General features: G+C 69.7%; 14 protein-coding genes. 5 read left to right on the top strand and 9 right to left on the bottom strand.

Annotation, left to right across the window (positions count from 1 at the left end; genetic code table 11):
• Positions 1-43: 43 nt before the first annotated feature.
• The 6 genes from ABL840_RS33680 to ABL840_RS33655 all read right to left on the bottom strand — a co-directional run bounded on the left by ABL840_RS33680 (position 44) and on the right by ABL840_RS33655 (position 9,098).
• The gene (locus tag ABL840_RS33680; RefSeq protein WP_093304412.1) at positions 44-4,120 is read right to left on the bottom strand and encodes a translocation/assembly module TamB domain-containing protein; all 4,077 of its coding nucleotides are present in this window, start codon (positions 4,118-4,120) and stop codon (positions 44-46) included.
• A 15-nt stretch (positions 4,121-4,135) separates the two neighbouring features.
• The gene (locus ABL840_RS33675) at positions 4,136-6,082 is read right to left on the bottom strand and encodes an autotransporter assembly complex protein TamA (protein ID WP_093304410.1); all 1,947 of its coding nucleotides are present in this window, start codon (positions 6,080-6,082) and stop codon (positions 4,136-4,138) included.
• A gap of 63 nt (positions 6,083-6,145) precedes the next feature.
• Positions 6,146-7,333, bottom strand: a complete 1,188-nt coding sequence (locus ABL840_RS33670; RefSeq protein WP_093304408.1) for a vWA domain-containing protein — start codon at positions 7,331-7,333, stop codon at positions 6,146-6,148.
• A gap of 44 nt (positions 7,334-7,377) precedes the next feature.
• Complete coding sequence (locus ABL840_RS33665; protein ID WP_093304406.1) at positions 7,378-7,965, bottom strand: GNAT family N-acetyltransferase; 588 nt, start codon at positions 7,963-7,965, stop codon at positions 7,378-7,380.
• 29 nt (positions 7,966-7,994) lie between these two features.
• The gene (locus ABL840_RS33660; protein WP_093206568.1) at positions 7,995-8,240 is read right to left on the bottom strand and encodes a hypothetical protein; all 246 of its coding nucleotides are present in this window, start codon (positions 8,238-8,240) and stop codon (positions 7,995-7,997) included.
• Positions 8,241-8,243: 3 nt separating this feature from the next.
• The gene (locus tag ABL840_RS33655) at positions 8,244-9,098 is read right to left on the bottom strand and encodes an AAA family ATPase (RefSeq protein WP_093206569.1); all 855 of its coding nucleotides are present in this window, start codon (positions 9,096-9,098) and stop codon (positions 8,244-8,246) included.
• A gap of 169 nt (positions 9,099-9,267) precedes the next feature.
• Here ABL840_RS33655 and ABL840_RS33650 point away from each other — a divergent pair, with 169 nt between their 5' ends.
• A complete protein-coding gene (locus ABL840_RS33650) occupies positions 9,268-9,960 on the top strand; it encodes a c-type cytochrome (protein ID WP_093206570.1) in 693 nt (230 codons plus the stop codon).
• 92 nt (positions 9,961-10,052) lie between these two features.
• Here the strand turns inward: ABL840_RS33650 and pcaG are convergent, their stop codons facing one another.
• Both pcaG and pcaH read right to left on the bottom strand, forming a co-directional pair.
• Positions 10,053-10,661 carry a protocatechuate 3,4-dioxygenase subunit alpha gene (gene pcaG, locus ABL840_RS33645; protein ID WP_093304741.1) on the bottom strand — a complete coding sequence of 203 codons (609 nt, stop codon included), beginning with the start codon at positions 10,659-10,661 and terminating at the stop codon, positions 10,053-10,055.
• 17 nt (positions 10,662-10,678) lie between these two features.
• Positions 10,679-11,404: a protocatechuate 3,4-dioxygenase subunit beta gene (gene pcaH / locus ABL840_RS33640; protein ID WP_093304403.1), complete on the bottom strand. Its 726-nt coding sequence runs from the start codon at positions 11,402-11,404 to the stop codon at positions 10,679-10,681.
• 118 nt (positions 11,405-11,522) lie between these two features.
• Here pcaH and ABL840_RS33635 point away from each other — a divergent pair, with 118 nt between their 5' ends.
• On the top strand, positions 11,523-12,521 hold the full coding sequence (locus ABL840_RS33635; protein WP_093304401.1) for a LysR substrate-binding domain-containing protein: 999 nt from the start codon (positions 11,523-11,525) through the stop codon (positions 12,519-12,521).
• Between the two features lie 3 nt (positions 12,522-12,524).
• On the opposite strand, the gene ABL840_RS33630 is transcribed toward ABL840_RS33635, so the two are convergent.
• Positions 12,525-12,959, bottom strand: a complete 435-nt coding sequence (locus ABL840_RS33630) for a DUF1841 family protein (protein WP_019656213.1) — start codon at positions 12,957-12,959, stop codon at positions 12,525-12,527.
• A 313-nt stretch (positions 12,960-13,272) separates the two neighbouring features.
• Between ABL840_RS33630 and ABL840_RS33625 the strand changes: the two genes are divergently transcribed.
• The 3 genes from ABL840_RS33625 to ABL840_RS33615 all read left to right on the top strand — a co-directional run bounded on the left by ABL840_RS33625 (position 13,273) and on the right by ABL840_RS33615 (position 21,718).
• Entirely contained in the window at positions 13,273-17,919 is a 4,647-nt protein-coding gene (locus ABL840_RS33625; RefSeq protein WP_418116099.1) for a hypothetical protein, read from the top strand.
• A gap of 96 nt (positions 17,920-18,015) precedes the next feature.
• Positions 18,016-18,519 (top strand): peptidoglycan-associated lipoprotein Pal, encoded by a 504-nt coding sequence (gene pal / locus ABL840_RS33620; protein ID WP_093206713.1) that lies wholly within the window; start codon positions 18,016-18,018, stop codon positions 18,517-18,519.
• Between the two features lie 112 nt (positions 18,520-18,631).
• Positions 18,632-21,718, top strand: coding sequence for a glutamate ligase domain-containing protein (locus ABL840_RS33615; RefSeq protein ID WP_093304399.1), 3,087 nt, complete (start codon positions 18,632-18,634; stop codon positions 21,716-21,718).
• Positions 21,719-21,877 lie beyond the last annotated feature (159 nt).

Raw genomic sequence — 21,877 nt, 5'->3', positions numbered from 1 at the left:
TTGCTGATCGCGCGCCGAAGTCGGGGCAATACGCTCCCGGTCCTCAGTCGTACTTGACCGTGTAGATCAGGTCGAGGCCGCTGGTCTGCCCGGCCTGGCCGCGCAGGGTGAGGCGCGTCGTCAGGTCGTAGAAGATGAAGAGGGTGCCGAAGGTGCCGCCGATGCTGCGTTCGTAGGTGATGTAGAAGTCCTTCGACAGGCGCTTGCCCAGCGTCACGGCCGATTCGCGCAGGTCGCCGCCGTTGCCCGGTCCCTTGAAGCCGAGTTCGTCCAGCCCGAAGCGGCTGGCCAGGCTGCCGCCGGTGGTGGCGCCGCCGATCTTGCCGAGCAGCGACAGCGCGGCCTGCTGCAGCAGCGCCGACTCGCCGCCGCTGGTGGCCGAGGCGCGACCGAGGATGACCCACGAGAGCGTTTCGGCATCGGACAGCGCCGGCTCCGAATACAGCTTCACGCGCGGCGATTGGGCGGTGCCGGTGATCTGCACGCCCGCGCGCTGCGACAGGTTCGGGCGGATCGCGAGGATGTCGAGCGCCGGGTTGTCGAAGGGGCCGTTGAAGCGCGCGATGCCGGTCTCGACGTCGAGCTGCTGGCCGTAGGCGCGGTACTGGCCCTTCACGGTCTTCACCTCGCCGGTGATGCGCGGTGGCGCGTTCAGGCTGGTGCTGCGGATTTCCAGGTTGCCTTCGAGCCGCGTGGTGATGCCGCGGCCTTGCACCGCGAAGTCGTCGCCGAGGTCGAACTCGACGGCCACGTCCGGCGGCTTGGCCGTCTGCGGCTTCGCGGCCTGCGCGTCGGCGCGGGCGGATTCGCGCTGCGCCGCCTCGGCGGCCTCGCGGTCCTTGGCAGCGGAGCGCACGACCACGTCGCTGCCCAGACTGGGCGCGGTCTCGTCGGGCAGGATGATGACGGCGCGGTCGGTCTTGAGCTTGCCGCGCACGGTGAACTGGCCGTTGTCGAGCTTTGCCTGCAGGTCGCCCGAGAGCGTGACCTGCCGGTCGGTGCGCACCAGCACGCGCAGCGCGCGCAGCTGGCCCTGCAGCGCCATGCGGATGCCCGTCGCGCTGCCGGTGGCCGGGCCCCAGCTGAGGTCGCCGGTGGCGGAGAGGGTGCCGCCATCGGTGCGGGCTTCGCTGGCGGTGGTGCTGCGGTTGCCGCTCTGGCCGCCGATGCGCGCGGAGCTGCCGGCGCCGCCCTTGAGCGTGAATTCGGTGATCTCCACGCGCTCGCCGGTGAGCGTGGCGCGCAGCCGGCCGTCGCGCAGGTCCAGCCCTTCCACCGGCGCGCGCAGCGCGAGCTTGTCGGCGCCTAGCGTGCCGTTCCAGCGCGGCACGGCGCGGTTGCCCGAGAGCGTGGCGCTGGCGTCGAGCGTGCCGGCGATGCGCCAGCCCGGCGGCGCGAGCATCGACCACACGCCGAGGTTCGGCAGCGTGGCCTTGATGGTGCCGCCCAGCGGCGCGTCGGGCGCCCACTGCCAGCCGCCCGCGCGCTGCTGCACGCGGGTGTTGATGTCGGCGTCGATCTTGCCGGCGCGCTCGCTGTCCCATGCGAGCACAGCGCGCACGGCGTCGCCGTCGGCGTCGAGGCGCAGCTCGGCCTGGCGCAGGCCGGCAGGCGTGCTGGGCGCGTCGCCGCTGGCCGAGGCGGAATTCATCGTGCGCTCGCTGGCGGTGCCCGTGCCGGTGCTGGTGATGCGCGTGACGAGCGCGGCCTCGCCCGCCTGCACGCGGATGTCGCCGCTCTGGCGCGCGAGACGAGCCTTGGCGTGCAGCGTGTCGCCGGCGTCGATGTCCCAGTCGCCGTTGAACATCAGGTCGCCGCTGATGCCGTATTCGCCGAGCGTGGTGTTGGCGCCGAACGCGCCCGCCCAGGCCATCGGCAGCCCCTGCATCTGGCCCTTGGACTGCAGGCGGAACACGCGGTTGGGCGCGGCGCCGCTCTGGCTGAAGCGCAGCGGCTGCCAGTCGATGCGCACCGTGCCGGGCACGGGGCCGCGCAGCGTGGCCGAGGCAGCGGAGGCCTCGACGTCGAGGCGAGGCGCGGTGCCGGCGCTGTTGTTGCCGGTGCGGATCGTCGCCGTGACCTCGCGGCCCAGCTCCAGCACCCATGGCGCGCCGGGGCGGGCGCTGTCCTGCGCCTGCAGCTTCAGGCTGGCCAGCGCCGCGCGCCACTGGCCGGCGCCGGCGATGCCGCCGCTGGCGCGGGTGTCGATGTCGATCTTCTGCGTGCCGGTGGCGGCTTCGCCCTTCAGCGCGAGCGTGGCCTGCGCGAGGCTGCCGGCAAGGTCGGCCTGCAGGTTGCGCACCTGGACGGAGGTGGGGGCGCCGCCGGGTTGCTCGGAGGGCAGGGCGAGGTCCAGGCGGGGCACGCCGAGCGCTGCCTTGATGTTGGGTTCGGTGCTGCCGCGCGGTGCGGGCGCGTTGGGGTTTTCGAGCCGGCGCTGGATGGTGCGCCATCCGCCCTGCCAGCTGGCGTCGAGCTTCGCAGAGCCCTTGACGCTCGCGTCCGCGAACACCTTCGACAGCCCCGGCAGGCCCTGGACCCAGCGCTGCACGGTGTCCGCATCGTCGATGGCGGCCCTGATCTCGCCGCTGCCCGAATCCGGCGCGATGCGGCCTTCGACCTGCGCGCTGCCGCCGGGCAACGCGAGGGCCAGCTTGCCGCTCGCCGCCTGCTCGGCCACGCGCACCTGCAGGCGGCCGTCGACGCTGGCGCGCTGCGCCTCGATGCGCAGCGTGCGCAGGTCGAGCACCTGGTCCTTCCACTGGCCCTGCGCCAGCGCGCGGTCGAGTGCGAAGCCGGGCAGGGCCTTGCTGCCCGCGCCGCCCTCGGCGCGCAGGTTGGCGTCGAAGACGATGGTGCTTTCCTTCTGCTCGGCCTTGAGCTGGCCGCTGACCGGCGCTCCCGAGAGCTCGCTGTAGAGCGCGCCGGGCCGCACGCCGCGCACCGTGGCCTGGGCTTGCCAGGGGGAGGGCGCGGGGCTCCACTTGCCGGCCGCGTCGATGCGCCCGCCGCCCGCGCGCACGGTGGCTTCGGAAATCGTCCAGCTCGTGCCGTCGAAACCGACCTTGGCCAGCACCTGTTCGAGAGGCAGCTTCTCCTGGTCCCAGGGGCCGGGCACGGCGTTGCGGATGTCGGCCGAGGCCTTCCATGCGGAGGGACCGGTGTCGGCGTCGGGCTGGAGTTCGACGATGCCGGTGAGCCTTGTCTCGGGGGCCCCGGGCCACAGGCTCGATGCGTCGACATTGCGCAGGTCGGCCTTCGCGTCGATCACCGGCTGGGGCAGCCAGGGCGCGATCTGTGCCTGCAGGCTGGCTTCCATGGGGGCGTCTGCGTTCTCCTCGGCGGGCTTCAGCTCGGCGGCCACCTGCAGGCGCGCGGCGGTGCCGGCGAGCGTGCCCTTGACGGTGGCCGAGGCCAGCACGTCGATGTCGTGGTCCTCGGCCAGCGGCGCCTTCACGCGGCCGTCGAGCGCGACGTCGATCGCCATCGGCGCGGGGCCCTGCAGCTTCACGCGGGTGCTGTAGTGGCCGTCGGCGATGTCCACGCCCTTCACCTCGAGCAGATGCTCGGCCGCCTTGTAGCTGTAGTTGCCCGAGAGATTGAGCGCCTGCAGCACGGGCGGGCCGGCCCAGCGCAGTTCATCCACGCGGAAGGGCAGCTCGACCTCGACCGGCAGCGCGAGCTGTTCGAGCGGCTCGGTGGGCTTGTCGCTCGGCGGGCCGCGCTTCTCGATCAGCACCTGCTTCGCGTGCACCTCGCCGAGCTGCACCTTGCGCTGGAGCAGCGGCGCGAGCTGCCAGCCGATGGTGGCGTCGTTCACCTCCACGGCGATGCTCTCGCTCTGGTACTTGAGCCAGCCGATGCGCCCGCCGGTGCGAAGCGAGCCGCTCACGTCGCGGCTTTCCAGCGTCTGGCCGGCCGGAAGGCGCTGCGCCGCCTGAGCGAGCGCGAAGGCGAGCGATGTGTCGGAGCCCAGCCACCACCATGCGCCGGCGACCAGCAGTGCCACCGCGAGCAGCAGGCCGGCGATGGTCCAGGCGAGGGCGCGCATCGCGCGCCGCGCGCGAGAGCGGCGGGGAGGCGAGGGCGGCGTGGACTTGTTGTCGTCGTCGGTCTGCATCTGGCGTTGCCTGCGTCAGAAGGTGAAGCCGAGGCGGAAGTGCAGGCGGAACTTCTTCGAGTCCACGCCGTAGGCCAGGTCGGCCTGCACCGGCCCGACCGGGCTGCGCCAGCGCGCGCCCACGCCCACGCCGACCTTGGGCTTGAGTTCGCCGGGCTTGTCGGCCACGGCGCCGGCGTCGACGAACACCACGCTCTCCCATTCGGTGAGCTTGTTGTTGTAGACGAAGGGGCGCTGCCACTCCACGCTGGCCACGCCGAGGTAGCGGCCGGCCACGGTCGTGCCGTCGGCGCGCACGGTGCCGATCTGCTTGTAGCTGTAGCCGCGCACGGTGGTGTCGCCGCCGGTCAGGAACATCAGCGTGGAGGGGATCTGCGCGCTGTCCTTGGCCGACACCGCGCCCGCCTCCACGCGCAGCTGCAGGCGGCTGCGGCGCGCGCGCAGTTCCTTGTCCTCGGCCGAGCCCAGCGGCAGCACGCCGAGCCAGCGCGCATAGGTGCGCGTGAAGGGCACCTGCTCGCCGGTGAGCGTGTAGCCCGCAGCCACTTCGAGCGCGAGGCCGAAGCCGCGCGAGGGCGTGGCGTTGTCGTCGAAGTAGCGCCCGGTCCAGCCCCAGTTGGCCGTCACGGCCGAGGCCGAGGGCGGTGCGTTGGTGCCGCGGTTCTGTGCGTAGTCGTACTGCAGGAAGTAGCTGCGGTCGATGTGGTCGCCCGACTTGCTGCGCCCGCCGCGCAGCCGGCCGCTGTCGACCACGTAGCTGCCCGACTGCTCGCTCTTGAGCTCGGCGCCGGAGAACCAGCGCCAGCCGCGGTCGTCGGGAATGGCCTTCAACTCGGTCGACAGCGACTTGATGTCGTTGTCCACCGACAGCCGCGAGACGGCGCGCCAGCCCAGCAGCGGGACCTGGTTATGGATGTGGTCGATCGAAAGCCGCGGGCCGTTGTCGGTGGTGAAGCCCACGCCCAGCACCACTTTCTGCAGCGGCGCCTCGCGCAGCTGCGCGATGACGGGCGCGGCCAGCGGGTCGGCGCTCTCGGTGTCGAGCGTGAGGAACACCGAGTCGTAGTAGCCGCTGCTCGCCAGGCGCTGCTGGGCGTCGAGCAGCTTCTGCTGGTCGTAGTCCTGGCCGCTGGGCAGGCGCGCGATGCGGCGCGCGCCGTCGGGGTCGTAGCGCTGGATGCCGCGCAGCACCAGCGGCCCGAACTTGTAGGCCGGGCCCGACTGGTAGGTGACGCTCAGGCGGGCTTCGCTGCGGTCGGCATCCACCTCGGCGCGGCTGATCTGGATGCTGCCTGTGGGGAAGCGCCTGGCGGTGAGGCTGCGCAGCGCCGTGGTCTTGGCCTCGTCCCAGGCCTGCTGGCTGAAGGGCTGGCCGGCGCGCAGGGCCCATGCGGTTCGGATGGTGTCGCGCTGCGACTCGGCGGCGGCATCGTCGGCGATGGGGCCGGCATAGCTGATCTGCACGTTGCTCACCTTGGTGAGCTCGCCGGGCGAGACGTTGATGACGATCTCGCGCGGGGCCTTCTCGCCCTGCGGCGTCTCGTTGAGCTCCAGTGTCAGCGTGGGGGTGAAGTAGCCGAGCGTGGCGAGCAGCTCGCGGGCGTTGGTCTCGGCCGCCACCATGAGGCGGGAGATCTCGGTCGCGCCGAGGTCGTCGAGCTCGCGGTAGCGCTGGATCTCGAGGTGAAGCTTGAGGTAGTCGCGCACGATCTCGGGGCCGCGCACGTCGACGGTGAAGGCGTCGCGCTTGTTGCCGGCCTTCTTGTCGTCGCCTTCTTCATCCTTGTCGGACGCGGTGGTGCCGGCACCGGCCGTGCCGCTGCGAACGAGGCCGGTCACGGGTTTGTTTTCTTCGGCGGATTCCTTTTTCGGCAGCAGACTGCAGCCTTGCAAGAGCAGGACGCCGAACAAAAGGAAAGCCGGCCACCATGCCGGCGAAGAAACAGGAACCGCCCTGACCATGGGCGGATTCTGACAGCAAGCCCGGCCGGTTCCTGAAGGCCCGGCCGGATCGCCGGCATCGTCCTACTTGGACAACATGCGCATCGCTTCCTCGAGGCCCCGCAGCGTGAGGGGGTACATGCGGTTCGACATCAGCTGCTGCATCACCGCGATGCTCTGGCGGTACTGCCACACGCCCTGCGGCTCGGGGTTGATCCACGCGAACTTCGGGAAGGTGTGCGTGAGGCGCTGGATCCACTCGGCGCCGGCTTCCTCGTTGTTGTATTCGACGCTGCCGCCGGGCTGCAGGATCTCGTAGGGGCTCATGGTCGCGTCGCCGACGAAGATGAGCTTGTAGTCCTTGTTGTACTTGCGCAGGATGTCCCAGGTGGCGAACTTCTCGGAGAAGCGGCGCTTGTTGTTCTTCCACATGAAGTCGTACACGCAGTTGTGGAAGTAGAAGAACTCCAGGTGCTTGAACTCGGTCTTCACGGCCGAGAACAGCTCTTCCACGCGCTGGATGTGCTCGTCCATCGTGCCGCCCACGTCCATCAGCAGCAGCACCTTGACGTTGTTGTGGCGCTCGGGCCGCATCTTGATGTCGAGGAAGCCGGCGTTGGCGGCGGTCGAGTGGATGGTGTCGTCGAGGTCCAGCTCTTCATCGTGGCCCTCGCGCGCGAACTTGCGCAGCCTGCGCAGCGCGACCTTGATGTTGCGCGTGCCGAGCTCCTGCGTGTCGTCGTAGTCCTTGTAGGCGCGCTGGTCCCACACCTTCACGGCGCTCTTGTTCTTGCCCGCGCCGCCGATGCGCACGCCCTGCGGGTTGTAGCCGCCGTTGCCGAATGGCGAGGTGCCGCCGGTGCCGATCCACTTGCTGCCGCCCTCGTGGCGTTCCTTCTGCTCCTCGAAGCGCTTCTTGAGCGTTTCCATGAGCTCGTCCCAGCCCATCTTCTCGATCTTGGCTTTCTCTTCGGCCGTGAACTCGCGCTCGAGCGTCTTGCGCAGCCAGTCGAGCGGCACTTCCTTGGTGAAGTCGGTCAGCATCTCCACGCCCTTGAAGTAGGCGGCGAAGGCGCGGTCGAACTTGTCGTAGTGCTTCTCGTCCTTCACCAGTGCGGTGCGCGAGAGGTAGTAGAAGTCGTCCAGGCTGTGGGCGCCGTCGGAGTTGGGGCCCACCACGTCGGCCTGCAGGGCCCCCAGCAGCGTGAGGTATTCCTTGACCGACACCGGCAGCTTGGCCGAGCGCAGGGTGTAGAAGAAGTCGATGAGCATGGTGGCGCTCCTTCGTTGTGTGTTGTCGTCGCTCGCCGGCGCTTTTAGCCGCGCGGCTTGTCGAGCAGGTACAGCAGCTGCGCCTTCACCTCGGGCCATTCGCCCGCGCGCAGGCTGTACATGACGGTGTCGCGGATGGTGCCGTCGCGGCGCATCACGTTGCCGCGGATCACGCCGTCCTTCTTCGCGCCCAGCCGCTCGATGGCGCGCTGCGAGGCGAAGTTGAAGTTGTCGGTGCGCCAGCCCACGACGTTGCAGCCCAATGTGTCGAAGGCATGCGCGAGCAGCAGCAGCTTGCAGGTGGTGTTGACATGCGTGCGCTGGCAGCGCGCGGCGTACCACGTGTAGCCGATCTCCACACGCTTCACGGCCGGCAGGATGTCGTGGTAGCTGGTGCTGCCGAGCACGGTGCCGGTGGACTCTTCGGTCACGGCGAAGGCGAAGCGGTCCGCGGTCTTGAGTGCGGTCTCGATGTAGGTGCGCGTGTTCTCCGGCTCGGGCACGGAGGTGACGCGCAGCTTCCACAGCTCGCCGTCGGCGGCCGCGGCGCGCAGGCCTTCTTCATGGGCCGGCGCGAGCGGCACCAGCGCGATGCCGCGGGCCTTCAGCGTGACGGGTTCGACGAATGCCATTCTTTCCTCCAGGCTCTTCGCGGGCTTCCTCAGCCGCGCGGGTCGCCGTACTTGCCCACGTACCAGAAGCGCGCGGCCTGCGCGCCGGCGCCGCCGCCCAGGCCGATGAGCGCGATGCCGATGAGCTCGCGCTTGTTGTATTCGCCGCTGCCGAAGGCGTCGAGGCCCAGCAGCAGCCCGAGCCCGCGGCCCAGCAGCGCGCCCACCATGAACATCACGGCCTGGGCGATGCCCAGCTTCATGAGCTGCCTGGTGGAGTGTTTCTGGCTGCTCATGGATCAGCGGTTGTTGCGCTGCATGAAGACGAGCTTCTCGAAGAGCGTCACGTCCTGCTCGTTCTTGAGCAGCGCGCCCACCAGCGGCGGCACGGCAACCTTGTCGTCCTTGCTCTGCAGCGCCTCGAGAGGGATGTCCTCGGCCACCAGCAGCTTGAGCCAGTCGAGCAGCTCGGAGGTGGAAGGCTTCTTCTTCAGGCCGGGCAGGTTGCGCACGTCGTAGAAAGTCTTCATCGCGGCCGCGAGCAGTTCCTGCTTGAGGCCGGGGAAGTGCACGCCGACGATGTGCTTCATCGTCTCCGCGTCGGGGAACTTGATGTAGTGGAAGAAGCAGCGGCGCAGGAAGGCGTCGGGCAGCTCCTTCTCGTTGTTCGAGGTGATGAACACCACCGGCCGGTGCTTGGCGCGGATGAGCTCGCGCGTCTCGTAGCAGTAGAACTCCATGCGGTCGATTTCGCGCAGCAGGTCGTTCGGGAATTCGATGTCGGCCTTGTCGATCTCGTCGATGAGCAGCGCCACCGGCTGGTCGGCCGTGAAGGCCTGCCAGAGCACGCCCTTGACGATGTAGTTGTTGATGTCGCTCACGCGCTCGCCGCCGTCGACGTCCTTCAGCTGCGAGTCGCGCAGGCGGCTCACGGCGTCGTATTCATAGAGACCCTGCTGCGCCTTGGTGGTCGACTTGATGTGCCACTGCAGCAGCGGCAGGCCGAGCGACTGGGCCACTTCCTCGGCCAGCATGGTCTTGCCCGTGCCGGGTTCGCCCTTGACGAGCAGCGGGCGCTTGAGCGTGATGGCAGCGTTGACCGCGAGCATCAGGTCCTGAGTGGCGACGTAGTTGTCTGAGCCCTGGAATTTCATGAGTGCGATGGATGGAACGGATGGAACGAGGACGGGGGTGGAGAAAAGAACACACCCGATGTGCGTCGTGCAGCCTCAGGGTTGGCCTGCACAGGGTTCCAGGGGACCCCTGCATATAATCGAATGTTGATCCGAAAAACTGTACTCTCCACGAGATTGTGCGCGCAAAATGAACAAGTTGTTGACCACGATGTTTGCCCTTGCTGTCGCTTCCGTGACGGTCTCGGCTGAAGCCCAACAAGTCACTGGCAAGGCCCAGGACGGAGCAAAGAAGGTACAGATGTGCGTGGGCTGCCACGGCATCATCGGCTACCAGGCCAGCTTCCCGGAGATTCACAAGGTGCCGATGATCGCTGGCCAGAGCGCCACCTACATCACGGCGGCGCTCACCGCGTACAAGGGCGGCGACCGCAAGCATCCCACCATGCGCGCCATCGCGGACACGCTCACCGACCAAGACATCGCCGACATCTCCGCCTACTACAGCCAGCTCGGCCTGAAGGACGGCAGCGCGCCGCCGGCCACGCTGGCCAAGGCCACGCCCGCCAACGTAGAAGCGCTCATCACCCGCAACGCCGACAACAGCTGCACCAAGTGCCACGGCGCCAACTTCAACACGCCGAACGACGGCACCGTGCCCAAGCTGGCCGGCCAGCATGCGGACTACCTGTTCGTCGCGCTCAAGTCGTACCGCGTGAAGAACAACTCGCACCTGGGCCGCTCGAACGCGGTGATGGGCCAGCAGGTCGAGGAGAAGAAGTTCACCAACGCCGAGCTCAAGACGCTGGCCAGCTACATCAGCTCGCTGCCTGGTGAACTGAAGACGGTGCCCGAGTCGCGCATCCACCACGGCGCCGAATAAGCGTTCAGTGCAGGCGCTTCGTTGCGCACAAACAAAAAAGCCCGCTGCTGCGGGTTTTTTTGTGTCGGGGATTTCCCTGAGAGATCGGTGGCTCAGACGTCGAAGAACGCCGTCTCGTCCGCGCCCTGCATGCGGATGTCGAAGCGATAGGTGACGGCGCCGCCTTGCTCCACGCGCTCGGCGATCAGCGTATGGCGGCGGTCGGCCGGCACGCTCTGAAGCACCGCGTCCTTCGCGTTGGCCTCGGCCTCGTCGCTGAAGTACGCGCGCGTGAACGCATGCAGCAGCAGGCCGCGCATCAGCACGATGACGTTGATGTGCGGTGCCTCGCCGGGCGATTCGGCGCCGGGCTTGACGGTGTGGAACACGAAGCGGTTGCCTTCGTGCGTGCCGGTGCCCACGCGGCCGAAGGCGCGAAAGCCCATGGCGCGCGCTTCCTCGGGCGTCTGCGGATAGCGGCCTTCGCCGTCGGGCTGGCTGATCTCGACCAGCGCGTCGTTGATCGGGTTGCCGTCGCCGTCGATCACGCGGCCTTCGAGGCGGATGCGCTGGCCCTTGGCATCGTCGAGCGCGAGCACGGCGTCGAAGGGCTGGTCGAAGTCGTAGCCGTACTGCGTGGCGGTGAGGCCGTAGGCGAAGTAGGGGCCCACGGTCTGCGAGGGGGTCTGGCCGAAGTCGGCTTCCTGTGCGGTCATCAGCATGATGCGTGTCTCCTGGCTCATCGGTTTTCGAAGGGCGTTTCGTCGGCGCCGCGCAGCACGATGTCGAACTGGTAGCCCAGCGCGTAGCCTTCCTCGGTGATGTCGAGGCTGAAGTCGGCGATCAGGCGGTTGCGGTAGCGCTCGGGCGTGCCGGTGATCATCGGGTCGTACTGCATCAGCGGGTCGCCGGGGAAGTACATCTGCGTGACCAGGCGGCTCGCGAAGCTCTGGCCGAACAGCGACAGGTGGATGTGTTGCGGGCGCCAGGCGTTCGGGTGGTTGCCCCACGGGTACGCGCCGGGCTTGATGGTGAGGAAGCGGTAGCGGCCTTCGCTGTCGGTGAGGCAGCGGCCCGCGCCGAGGAAGTTGGGGTCCAGCGGCGCGTCGTGCTGGTCGACCTTGTGCACGTAGCGGCCGGCGGCGTTGGCCTGCCACAGCTCGACCAGCGTGTTGGCCACCGGGCGGCGGCGCTCGTCGAGCACGCGGCCGGTGAGGATCATGCGCTCGCCCAGCGGCTCGCCGTTGCGGCGAGCGTTGCGCGTGAGGTCGTTGTCGAACTCGCCGATGCTGTCGTGGCCGTACACCGGTTGCTGCAGCTCGCCGAGCGAGGCCTTCAGCGGAATGAGTGGCTTCTGCGGGCCGCGCTTCACGGTGGACTTGTAGCCGGGGTAGACGTAGCTGGGGTGGGCATCCCAGTCGCGCGGCGTGAGGATGGGCGAGGCGCCCTTGGTCTTGGTCAACATGAACGTTGTCTCCTGTCGTGGGACGAATCCGGAAGCCGCCACTTTAGAAGCGGCATCCGATGATGTAAATTGAAGATTGCTACGTTTTCAATAACCATAGGGAATTGAAAGCCCACCCTTGAAAGACCCGCTCACCGATCTTCGCCAGGACTTCGTGCGCAACGTGCAGCTGCGGCACCTGCGCTGCCTCGTCACGGTGGCGCAGGAGCGCCATCTCGCGCGCGCCGCCGAGCGGCTGGCGCTGAGCCAGCCGGCGGTGTCGAAGACGCTCTCGGAGCTAGAGGCGATCGCCGGCACGCGGCTGGTCGAGCGCAGCAAGGCCGGCCGGCGCGGCGTGCAGGGACTCACGGCCGCCGGCGAGCAGCTGCTCGCGCACGCGCTGCGCGTGCTCGAGGCGCTCGACGCCAGCGCGCAGGCCGTGGCACCGGAGACGGGCGCGCGCATCGAGCGCCTGCGCATCGGCGCGCTGCCCAGCGTGGCCCCGGCCCTGCTGCCGCTGGCGCTGGCGCGGCTGCGCGACAGCCGGCCCTCGGTGCAGATCGTGGTGAAGAGCGCGGCCAACGCCGCGCTGCTCGACGAGCTGCGCGCCGGCGAGCTCGACCTGGTGGTCGGCCGCATGAGCGATCCGCGCCTGATGGGCGGCCTGAGCTTCGAGCTGCTGCACACCGAGGCGCTGGTGTTCGCCGTGCGCGCCGGCCATCCGCTGGCGCACAAGGCGGTGTCTGTGCAGGCGGTGCTGGCCTATCCGCTGGTGGTGTACGGCGAGGGCACGATCCCGCGCCACAACACCGAGAGCTTTTTATCGGCGCGCGGTCTCGTGCTGCCGGCCAATGCGCTGCAGACGCTCGACGTGGCGGTGGCGCGCGCGTTGGTGGCGGTGTCCGACGCGGTGTGGATCACGCCGCTGGGCGCCGCGCGAAGCGAGTTGACCGACGGGCGCCTCGTGCGGCTGCGCATAGAGACCGGCGGCACCGAGGAGCCGGTCGGCTTGCTGCAGCGCAGCGACGCAGAGCCCTCGGCCCTGCGCGCCGCCATGGCCGCGCTGCTGCGCGAGGCGGCGAAGGAACAGGGCGCCGTTCCGGCAAGGGCCAGGAAAAAGCCGAAGGCCGGCGGTTAGTCGTCAGTCTTTCGTGGCTCGGCGCTGCACGCAGGCCACGTAGCCCTCGCCATCAGGCGGCCGACCCGCGCGCTGGCTCTCCCACATCATCTGGCCCAGGCACTCCATCGCCTCGTGATGCGCATGGAGCAGCGAACCGCGCCGCGCCGCCAGCAGCTCGACCGCCTGGCGGATGCCTCGCGGCTGGTCGATGGAGCACTGCTCGCTGATCGACAGATGCATCGACAGATGAAGGAACGGGTTCTCGCGCCCGTTCGATCCGTCGTAGACCCGCGCCACCGCCGCGTCGGCGTCGGCCAGGTCCTCGTGGTACTCGGGGTGCTGGTCGATCCAGCCGGCGGCGATGGTCTCGAGCGCTTCCATCGGCAGGCCCTGCCGATGCTTGGCGTAGACGTCGCAGAAGAAGCGGCGCACGTCTTCCTGGGAGGGGTTGAACATATCTATATAGAGGTGAAGGAAAGAAGAGTGGGGGCGGTGCTCGCGGGCGCCCTTGCAGGCGCATCCGCAGGTGTGTCCACGAGCCCTCGGATGTGTCGGACGTTCCGGGTACGCGGCGTTACTTCGTTACGTAACGATTCGCCAAATGACCTGCTTACGAGCTGTTTCCACACCCCGCAGGCAGCCCGCCAAAAAGAAAATTTTCCATACGAATCAACAGGTTGCGATGCTCCGGGCCGCTTTGGCATGGGGCGCGGAAAAAGCGGCACGCTAGTTGCCCCTGAGTAGGCATCTTTTGTCACAGAAGGCTGCCATGACCGCTCAACAAGCATCGACCAATACGACCGAGGGACTTGCCGCCGCTGGCGCTGCTCCTGTGGTCATCGCCCAGGCTACCGTCACACCGCTCGGCACTCCCGGCGTGGTGAGTTCGGCGGCACCAGCCGCAACCGCGGCCCCCGCCGGCATCGGCACATTATCGAATGCCACGCCAGGCGTTGCGGTGATGCGCGACGGTGTCCGCATTCCCGTCGATGGCAATCAGACACTGATGGCCGGCGACCGCGTGATCGTTCCACAGGACGGCCACGCCAATGTTCTCTTCCCCGGATCGGCCACCAACAAGGCCCCGCTCGCAGGTGTGTTCACCGGCGGCACCGACGCCACCATCGGCTCGACCAAGCTGCCCGGCGGCCTCGAACAAGTGAATGTGGATGTCGCCTCGGGCGACCTGCAGGTGACCCCGCCCGACAGCGATGCGGATGCCGCTGCCCTGGCCGTCACCAAGAAGCTCGCTGCCGGCAGCGGCATCGGGCTGGGTGAATTCGCACTGGGCGCACTGGGCGCCGCAGCCTTGGGTGCCGCGCTCAGCGGCGGTGGCGGCGGCAGCGACAGCGCGTTCCCGCTGCTCGTCGGTTCGGGCAACCCGACCAACCCTGGCGATTCCGACGCGGATGCCGACTCTGATGCGGATGCCGACGCCGACGCGGATGCGGACGGTGATGCTGACGCCGATGCCGATGCCGATGCCGATGCCGATGCCGACGCTGACGCTGACGCTGACGCTGACGCTGACGCTGACGCCGACGCCGACGCCGATGCCGATGCCGATGCCGATGCCGATGCCGACGCCGACGCCGATGCCGACGCCGACGCCGACGCCGACGCCGACGCCGATGCCGACGCCGATGCTGACGCCGATGCCGATGCCGATGCCGATGCCGACGCTGACGCCGATGCCGATGCTGACGCAGACGCAGACGCCGATGCCGATGCCGATGCCGATGCCGATGCCGATGCCGACGCAGACGCAGACGCAGACGCAGACGCAGACGCAGACGCAGACGGCGACGCCCTCCTCAACCCCGGCGACAGCCTCGTCAACCACGCCGTGGACAGCCTCGGCGGCGCGCTCGGCCTCGGCGATTCGCTCACGCCGGTCACCAACGCGGTCGACGGCCTGACCGACACGCTCGACGACGTGCTGGCTCCGCTGCTCGGCAGCGAGTTCACGCCGAACGACCCCAACCAGTTCGACCCGATCGACAACACCGTCGGCAGCGTGACCGACCTGCTGGGCGACAGCCTGAGCCCCACGCTCGACAACCTGCTGGGTGCCGGTGCCACCACCGCCATCCTCGGCACGGTGCTGGGCCAGGTCGACTACCTGACCGACGCGCTGGACAACGGCCTGACCAACCTGGTCGGTGACCACGGCATCATCAGCGGCCTGACCGACGCACTCGGCCTGAGCGGCCTCACCGACCAGTTGGTGGGCAACGACGGCCTGCTGGGCGGCGTGCTCGACAACGTGCTCGGCGAAGGCAGCCTGGTGTCCGGCCTGCTGGCCGAAGACGGCCTCGTGGGCGGCCTGCTCGGTGACGACGGCATCGTCGGCGGCCTGCTCGGCGAAGACAGCGCGGTGGGCGGCCTGCTGGGCAACGTGCTCGGCGACGACGGCCTCGTCGGCGGCCTGCTGGGCGACGGCGCGGTGGGCAGCCTGACCGGCGGCCTGCTGGGTGACGACGGCCTGCTGGGCGGCCTGCTCGGCGACGGCAGCGCGGTGGGTGGCCTGCTCGGCGACGACGGCCTGGTCGGCGGCCTGCTGGGCGGCGAAGGCACCCTTTCCAACCTGCTCGGCAGCGGCGGCCTCACCGGCGAGCTGCTGGGCCACGGCGGCCTGGTCGACAGCCTGCTCGGCCAGGACGGCGCCATCTCCGGCATCATCGCCGACAGCCCGCTGGGCGGCCTGCTCGGCGGCGAAGGCGGTCTGCTTGGCGGCGCGGTGGGTGGCCTGCTCGGCGACGACGGCCTGGTCGGCGGCCTGCTGGGTGACGACGGCCTCGTGGGCGGTCTGCTCGGCAACGATGGTTTGCTCGGCGGTGTCCTGGGCGGCGACGGCCTGCTGGGCGGTGTGCTCGGCGATGACGGCCTGCTCGGCGGCGTGCTGGGCGGCGACGGTCTCGTCGGAGGCCTGCTCGGTGGCGACGGCCTGCTGGGTGGCGTGGTGGGCGATGACGGTCTGGTCGGCGGCCTGCTGGGCGGCGACGGCCTCGTGGGTGGCCTGCTCGGCGACGACGGTCTTGTCGGCGGCCTGCTGGGTGACGACGGCCTGCTGGGCGGCGTGCTCGGCGACGACGGCGTCGCTGGCGGCCTGCTCGGGCCGGACGGCCTGGTCGGCGGCCTGCTGGGCGAAGAAGGCCCGGTCGGTGGCCTGCTGGGTGAGGACGGCATCGTCGGCGGCCTGCTCGGCGGTCTGCTGGACGGCGTCGGCGGTGGCGGCACCCCCGGCACCGGCGCTGCGCTGCTCGACCCGGCCGACGGCGTGCTCGGCAACCTGGTCGACGGCCTGAATCAAGGCGTGCTCGGCGGGCTCGGCCTGACCAATGTGCTCGGACCGGTGGTCGGCGTCGCCGACGGCCTGACCGACACGGTCGGCGGCCTGCTGGGCCCGGTGCTCGGCACCAGCTTCTCGGAAAACGACCCCAACGTGCTCGACCCGGTCGACGGCCTCGTCGGCCAGGTGGCAAGCGGTGCCGCGGGCCTGCTGAGCCCGCTGACCGACCAGCTGCTCGGCACGAACACGACGGCGGCGCTGCTGAACGGCGTCACGGCGCAAGTCGACTACCTGACCGACGGCGTGGCCAACGTCCTGTCCGGCGACGGCCTCCTTGGCGGTGTCCTGGGTGACGACGGCCTGCTGGGCGGCGTGCTCGGCGGTGACGGTGGTCTGCTCGGCGGTGTTCTGGGTGACGACGGCGGCCTCCTCGGCGGCGTGCTGGGTGACGACGGCCTGCTGGGCGGCGTGCTCGGCGGTGACGGCGGTCTGCTCGGTGGTGTGCTGGGTGACGACGGCCTGCTGGGCGGAGTGCTCGGTGGCGACGGCGGCCTCCTCGGTGGTGTTCTCGGCGACGACGGCCTGTTGGGCGGAGTGCTCGGCGGTGACGGTGGTCTGCTCGGTGGCGTGCTGGGCGACGACGGTCTGCTGGGCGGCGTGCTCGGCGGTGACGGCGGTCTGCTCGGTGGTGTGCTGGGTGACGACGGCCTGCTGGGCGGAGTGCTCGGTGGCGACGGCGGCCTCCTCGGTGGTGTTCTCGGCGACGACGGCCTGTTGGGCGGAGTGCTCGGCGGTGACGGTGGTCTGCTCGGTGGCGTGCTGGGCGACGACGGCCTGCTGGGTGGCGTGCTTGGCGGTGACGGTGGTCTGCTCGGCGGAGTGCTGGGTGAAGACGGCCTGGTCGGCGGCCTCCTCGGCAGCGTGACCGGCGGCGACGCTGGCGGCCTGCTCGACGGCGTGCTCGGCAGCGACGGTCTCGTCGGTGGCTTGCTCGGCACCGTGACTGGTGGCGACGCTGGTGGTCTGCTCGACGGCGTACTCGGCAGCGACGGCCTGGTCGGCGGCCTGCTCGGCACCGTGACCGGTGGCGATGCTGGTGGTCTGCTCGACGGCGTGCTCGGCAGCGACGGTCTGGTCGGTGGCCTGCTCGGCACCGTGACTGGTGGCGACGCTGGCGGCCTGCTGGATGGCGTGCTCGGCAGCGACGGACTCGTCGGTGGCCTGCTCGGCACCGTGACCGGTGGCGATGCTGGCGGCCTGCTCGACGGCGTGCTCGGCAGCGACGGCCTGGTCGGTGGCCTGCTCGGCACCGTGACTGGTGGCGACGCCGGCGGCCTGCTCGACGGCGTACTCGGCAGCGACGGCCTGGTCGGCGGTCTGCTCGGCACCGTGACTGGTGGCGACGCCGGCGGCCTGCTCGACGGCGTACTCGGCAGCGACGGCCTGGTCGGCGGTCTGCTCGGCACCGTGACTGGTGGCGACGCCGGCGGCCTGCTCGACGGCGTACTCGGCAGCGACGGCCTGGTCGGCGGTCTGCTCGGCACCGTGACTGGTGGCGACGCCGGCGGCCTGCTCGACGGCGTACTCGGCAGCGACGGCCTGGTCGGCGGTCTGCTCGGCACCGTGACCGGCGGCGACGCTGGTGGCCTGCTGGACGGTGTCCTCGGCAGCGACGGTCTCGTCGGCGGTCTGCTCGGCAGCGTGACCGGTGGCGACGCCGGCGGCCTGCTCGACGGCGTACTCGGCAGTGACGGCCTCGTCGGCAGCCTCCTGGGTCAAGACGGCCTGGTGGGCAGCCTGCTCGGCGGCCTGACCGGCAGCGACGGCGCGGTGGCCAACATCCTGCAGCCGGTGACCGACGTCGCCGGCAGCGTGACCGACACCGCGGCTCCGGTCGTGTCGAGCGCCACCAGCGCAGTGCACGACGCGACCGCTCCGGTGACCGACATCCTGGCAGGCGCCACGACGACGGTCGCTCCGGTGGCGGATGCCGTCAACAGCACGGTGAGCGGCGTCGAACATGCCGTGACCCCGCTGGTGACCGAGGTCGTGACCCCGATCACCAGCCTGGTCGAGCACGCCGTGTCGCCCGTGACGAACGTCCTGCACGGCCTGCTGGGCTGATCGTCCGGAAACAGACAACAGAAGGAAGAGGGGCGAGGGAGCTTGCTGCAGCACCAGGGACAGGCCGCCACCGGCCTGTCCCGCGAAAGGACCAACATGAAAAAGAACTTCCAGACACTGGCCATCGTCGCGCTCGGCGCAGCACTCGTGGGCTGCGCGGCCCCCAAGAGCGGTCGTGACGATGCGACCTACTACTACTCGAACAAGGCCGCCACCGCGGTGCCGAAGGTGGAGCCGGCACCGCCGCCGCCGGTGCAGAACGGACCGGTCGGCGTGCCGAAGATCGTCTACTTTGACTTCGACAAATACAACATCAGGCCCGGCGACCGGAACATCGTGGAGGCTCACGCGAGCTTCCTGCGCAACCGGCCGCAGAGCCGGGTCGTGATCGAGGGCCACACCGACCAGCGCGGCGGCCGCGAATACAACCTGGCGCTGGGCCAGCGCCGTGCCGACTCGGTGGCGCGCGCGCTCACGCAGCTCGGCGTGCCCGCCGAACGCATCGAGGCCATCAGCTGGGGCCTGGAAAAGCCCGCATCGAACGAAACCACGGAGGAGGGCTATCAGCTCAATCGCAGAGCCGAATTCAGCTATCGCTGAGGCCGGATCACCGCGATGACTTCGGTCGTGGCAGTTCCCGGTCCGCGCACACGTCACCAGAGCGAAAGCAGATGACGGGCGTGGCCGGTTTCCCGCATCCGAACGGGGCCGAATGATGTCCTTCACAGACCAGCTCCACGCCTGCCACGAACGCCTTGTGTCGGTGTGCGCGGCGCTGCCGGCCCCGTATCCGGCCTTCACGCTGTTCTTCTCCGTGAGCGACGGCTCGCAACGTGCGCACGTGGTGCACGCGCGGGCCGCCGATTTCGAGACCGCCTGGCGCGAGGGCGCCGGACACATGGAGAGCTGGGTGCGCGAGCGCGGCATCGTGTCGCCGTGGCTGCGCATCGACTGGGTCGAGGGCGCGAGCCCGATGGACTGGGCCCAGTTCAAGACCCAGCTCACCGCCGTCAAGCGCAACTACTTCCGCCTCGGGCTGGCCTTCGACAAGGACTTCTCGATGGCCTTCACCGAGCAGGAGCTCAACGCCAACGCGATGCTGTGCGGCGACTCGACCATTCCGCACTCGGTGGTGAACGCGCGCAACTTCGAGGTCTACAGCCAGGCGCGCTTCGAGCGCTCGCCGCCGCTGGACATGTCGGCGGACCAGCCGGTCTACCTGCTCGCGACCGTGGGTGTGTTCTGCCAGCCCGATGGCGTGGTGCACAAGCTGGTGGGCACGGGGCTCGACGCGGGTCGTCGGCAGTTGCCGGCGCTCAATCCGCAGTCGGTGCTCGACCTCGTGCGCAGCGGCTCGTCGTACCTGGCGCGCCAGGTGCAGGGCGACGGCCTCTTCGTGTACGGCTACTTCCCGTGCTTCGACCGCCGCATCCCGACCTACGACGCGATGCGCCACGCGAGCGCGGTCTACGCCATGCTCGAGTCGTGGGAGCTCACGCGCGACGAGACGCTGCGCGCGGCCATCGACCGGGCGCTGGACCATCTCACCGGATCGCTGATCCGCGACTACACGCTGCTCGACGGCCGCGCCGTGGCCTTCCTGGTCGACACCGGCGGCGAGATCAAGCTCGGCGGCAACGCGGCCTGCGTGCTCGCGCTGGTGAAGTACTGCGAGCTGATGGAAACGCGCCGCTGGCTGCCGCTGCTGGAGCGGCTCGCGCTGGGCATCGTCTCGCTGCAGGACCCGGCCACCGGACGCTTCAACCACGTGCTGCACGCGGCCGACCTCACGGTCAAGCAGGCCTCGCGCATCATCTACTACGACGGCGAGGCGGCCTACGGACTCATGCGCCTGTACAGCCTCACGCGCGAGCCGCAATGGCTTGCCGTGGTGGAGAAGGCCTTCGACCATTTCATCGCCAGCCAGCACTGGCAGGCGCACGACCACTGGCTCAGCTGCTGCGTGCACGAGCTCACGCACTGGAGCCCGCAGGAGAAGTACTTCCGCTTCGGCCTGCAGAACGTGGCGGGGTATCTCGATTTCGTGCTCGACCGGAAGACCACCTTCCCGACGCTGCTCGAACTCATGCTGGCCGCGCAGCAGATGCTCCAGCGGCTCGAAGGCATGCCCGCGATGCGGCACCTTCTGGACGAGCTCGACACCGAGAAGTTCTACCGCGCGCTCGACTACCGCGCGCACTACCTGCTCAACGGCTTCTTCTGGCCCGAGATGGCGATGTACTTCCGCCGTCCGTCGACGGTGGTGGGCTCGTTCTTCATCCGCCACCACTCGTTCCGCGTGCGCATCGACGACGTCGAGCAGTACCTCTCGGGCTTCGCCGCCTACCACCGCTACCTGGTGGAGCGGCGGGCCTCGCCGGGCGCCGCGGGCACGGGCTCCGGCGGAGGCCGCGACGACGGCGCCGTGTGGACCGCGAGCGAGATGGCTCGCGTCACCGGCGGCGAATGGGTCGTGAAGCCCGAGGACGGATGGCGCGCCGCCGGCGTTGCGCAGCGCTCCTTCATGCGCAAGGGGCGCGTGGTGTTCGACCACCAGACGCGGCCCTCGAAGACGCCGCTGGCGGCGGTCACGCTCAAGGGCGTGCTGCAGCCGGCCGCGGCCGTGCTGTGCTCCGACCCCAAGCCGCATCTCGACAAGCGCGTGCCCGTGCTCAAGGTGTCGAACGTGCTGCAGGCCGTGCTGGAGCTGGGCGACCATGCGCGCGCCGAATTCGCGGGCCGCGTGTGCGGCGTGCTCGGCAGCGGCGCGGGCAGCGGCACCGTGGCCGCCATGCTGGCCGGCGCGCTGACCGTGTGGGGCGAGGTCGGCCAGCCCGAGGGCAACATCAGCCTGCCGTCGGGCATCGCCTGGAACATGACCTGCATGCCGCGCCATGCGGCCTACTGGGTGCTGGAGATGGGCACCTCGCACATGCCGGCTTCCGCGCAACTGGTGCGCCCGTCGCTCATGGTGGTGACGGGGCTCTCGACCGCGTCGCAGAAGCACCGCGGCCCCTCGGAAGCGGCCGCGCGGCTCGACAGCCGGATCTTCCAGGCCATGGTGCCGGGCGACAGCGTGGTGCTCAACCGCGACATGGCCGAGTTCGCGACCTTCGCCGAGGCGGCGATGGCGCAGCAGCTTCAGATCGTGACCTGCGGCGAGCACAGGGACGCCGACGTGCGCCTGCTCGGCTTCGACCACGGCGAGGTGCAGGCGCTGGTGGCGGGCGAGCCCTTCCAGCTGCGGCTGAATGCGCCGGGACGCCACATGGGCGCGAGCGCCATCGCGGCGCTCGCTGCACTGCAGGCGATGCGCCTGCCGCTGGCGGCCGCGGTCGAGCCCTTCGCGCACTTCGAGCCGCCGGGCGGACGCGGCGCGCTGCACACCATTCACATCGGCGGCGGCAGCTTCAAGCTGATCGACGAGACCTACGACGCCAACCCGAGCTCGATGCGCGCGGCGCTGGAGCTGCTCTCGCAGGCGCCCTGCGAGCCGGCGCGGCGAGTGGCGATCCTCGGCGACATGCAGGAGCTCGGCCCCACCGCGCAACGCCACCACCTCGACCTCGAGGCCGAGCTGCTTGCATCGCAGCCCGACCGCGTGCTGCTGTGCGGACCGCTGATGCGCGCGCTGCATGCGCGCATCCGCACCAAGGTCCGCTCGCACTGGTTCGTCGACGTGTCCGACCTGTCGACCGCGCTGGGCGGGCTGCTGCAGCCCGGCGACTGGGTGTTGGCGAAGAGTTCCGCGGGCATCGGCCTGTCGAGGCTGGCCCGCGTTTTGAAAGCACTGCCATGAGATGGAACGCACTCCTGCATTCGCCCTTCTTCGATCATGAGCCGCGGCTGCGGCGCGAGCCCTCGCGGCGCTGGTGGCTGGGCTGGCTGCAACTGCTGTGCGCATGGGTGCTGTGCATGCTGCTGTGCGCCAACATCGCGCTGGTGTTCGCACAGGGTT

Origin of the sequence: Variovorax sp. NFACC27, from assembly GCF_048301545.1 — a bacterium.
In the GTDB taxonomy this organism is placed as follows: Bacteria; Pseudomonadota; Gammaproteobacteria; order Burkholderiales; family Burkholderiaceae_C; genus Variovorax; species Variovorax gossypii.
The sequence above is the reverse complement of the archived record's forward strand: the minus strand, read 5'-3'. Positions and strand labels throughout refer to the sequence as shown.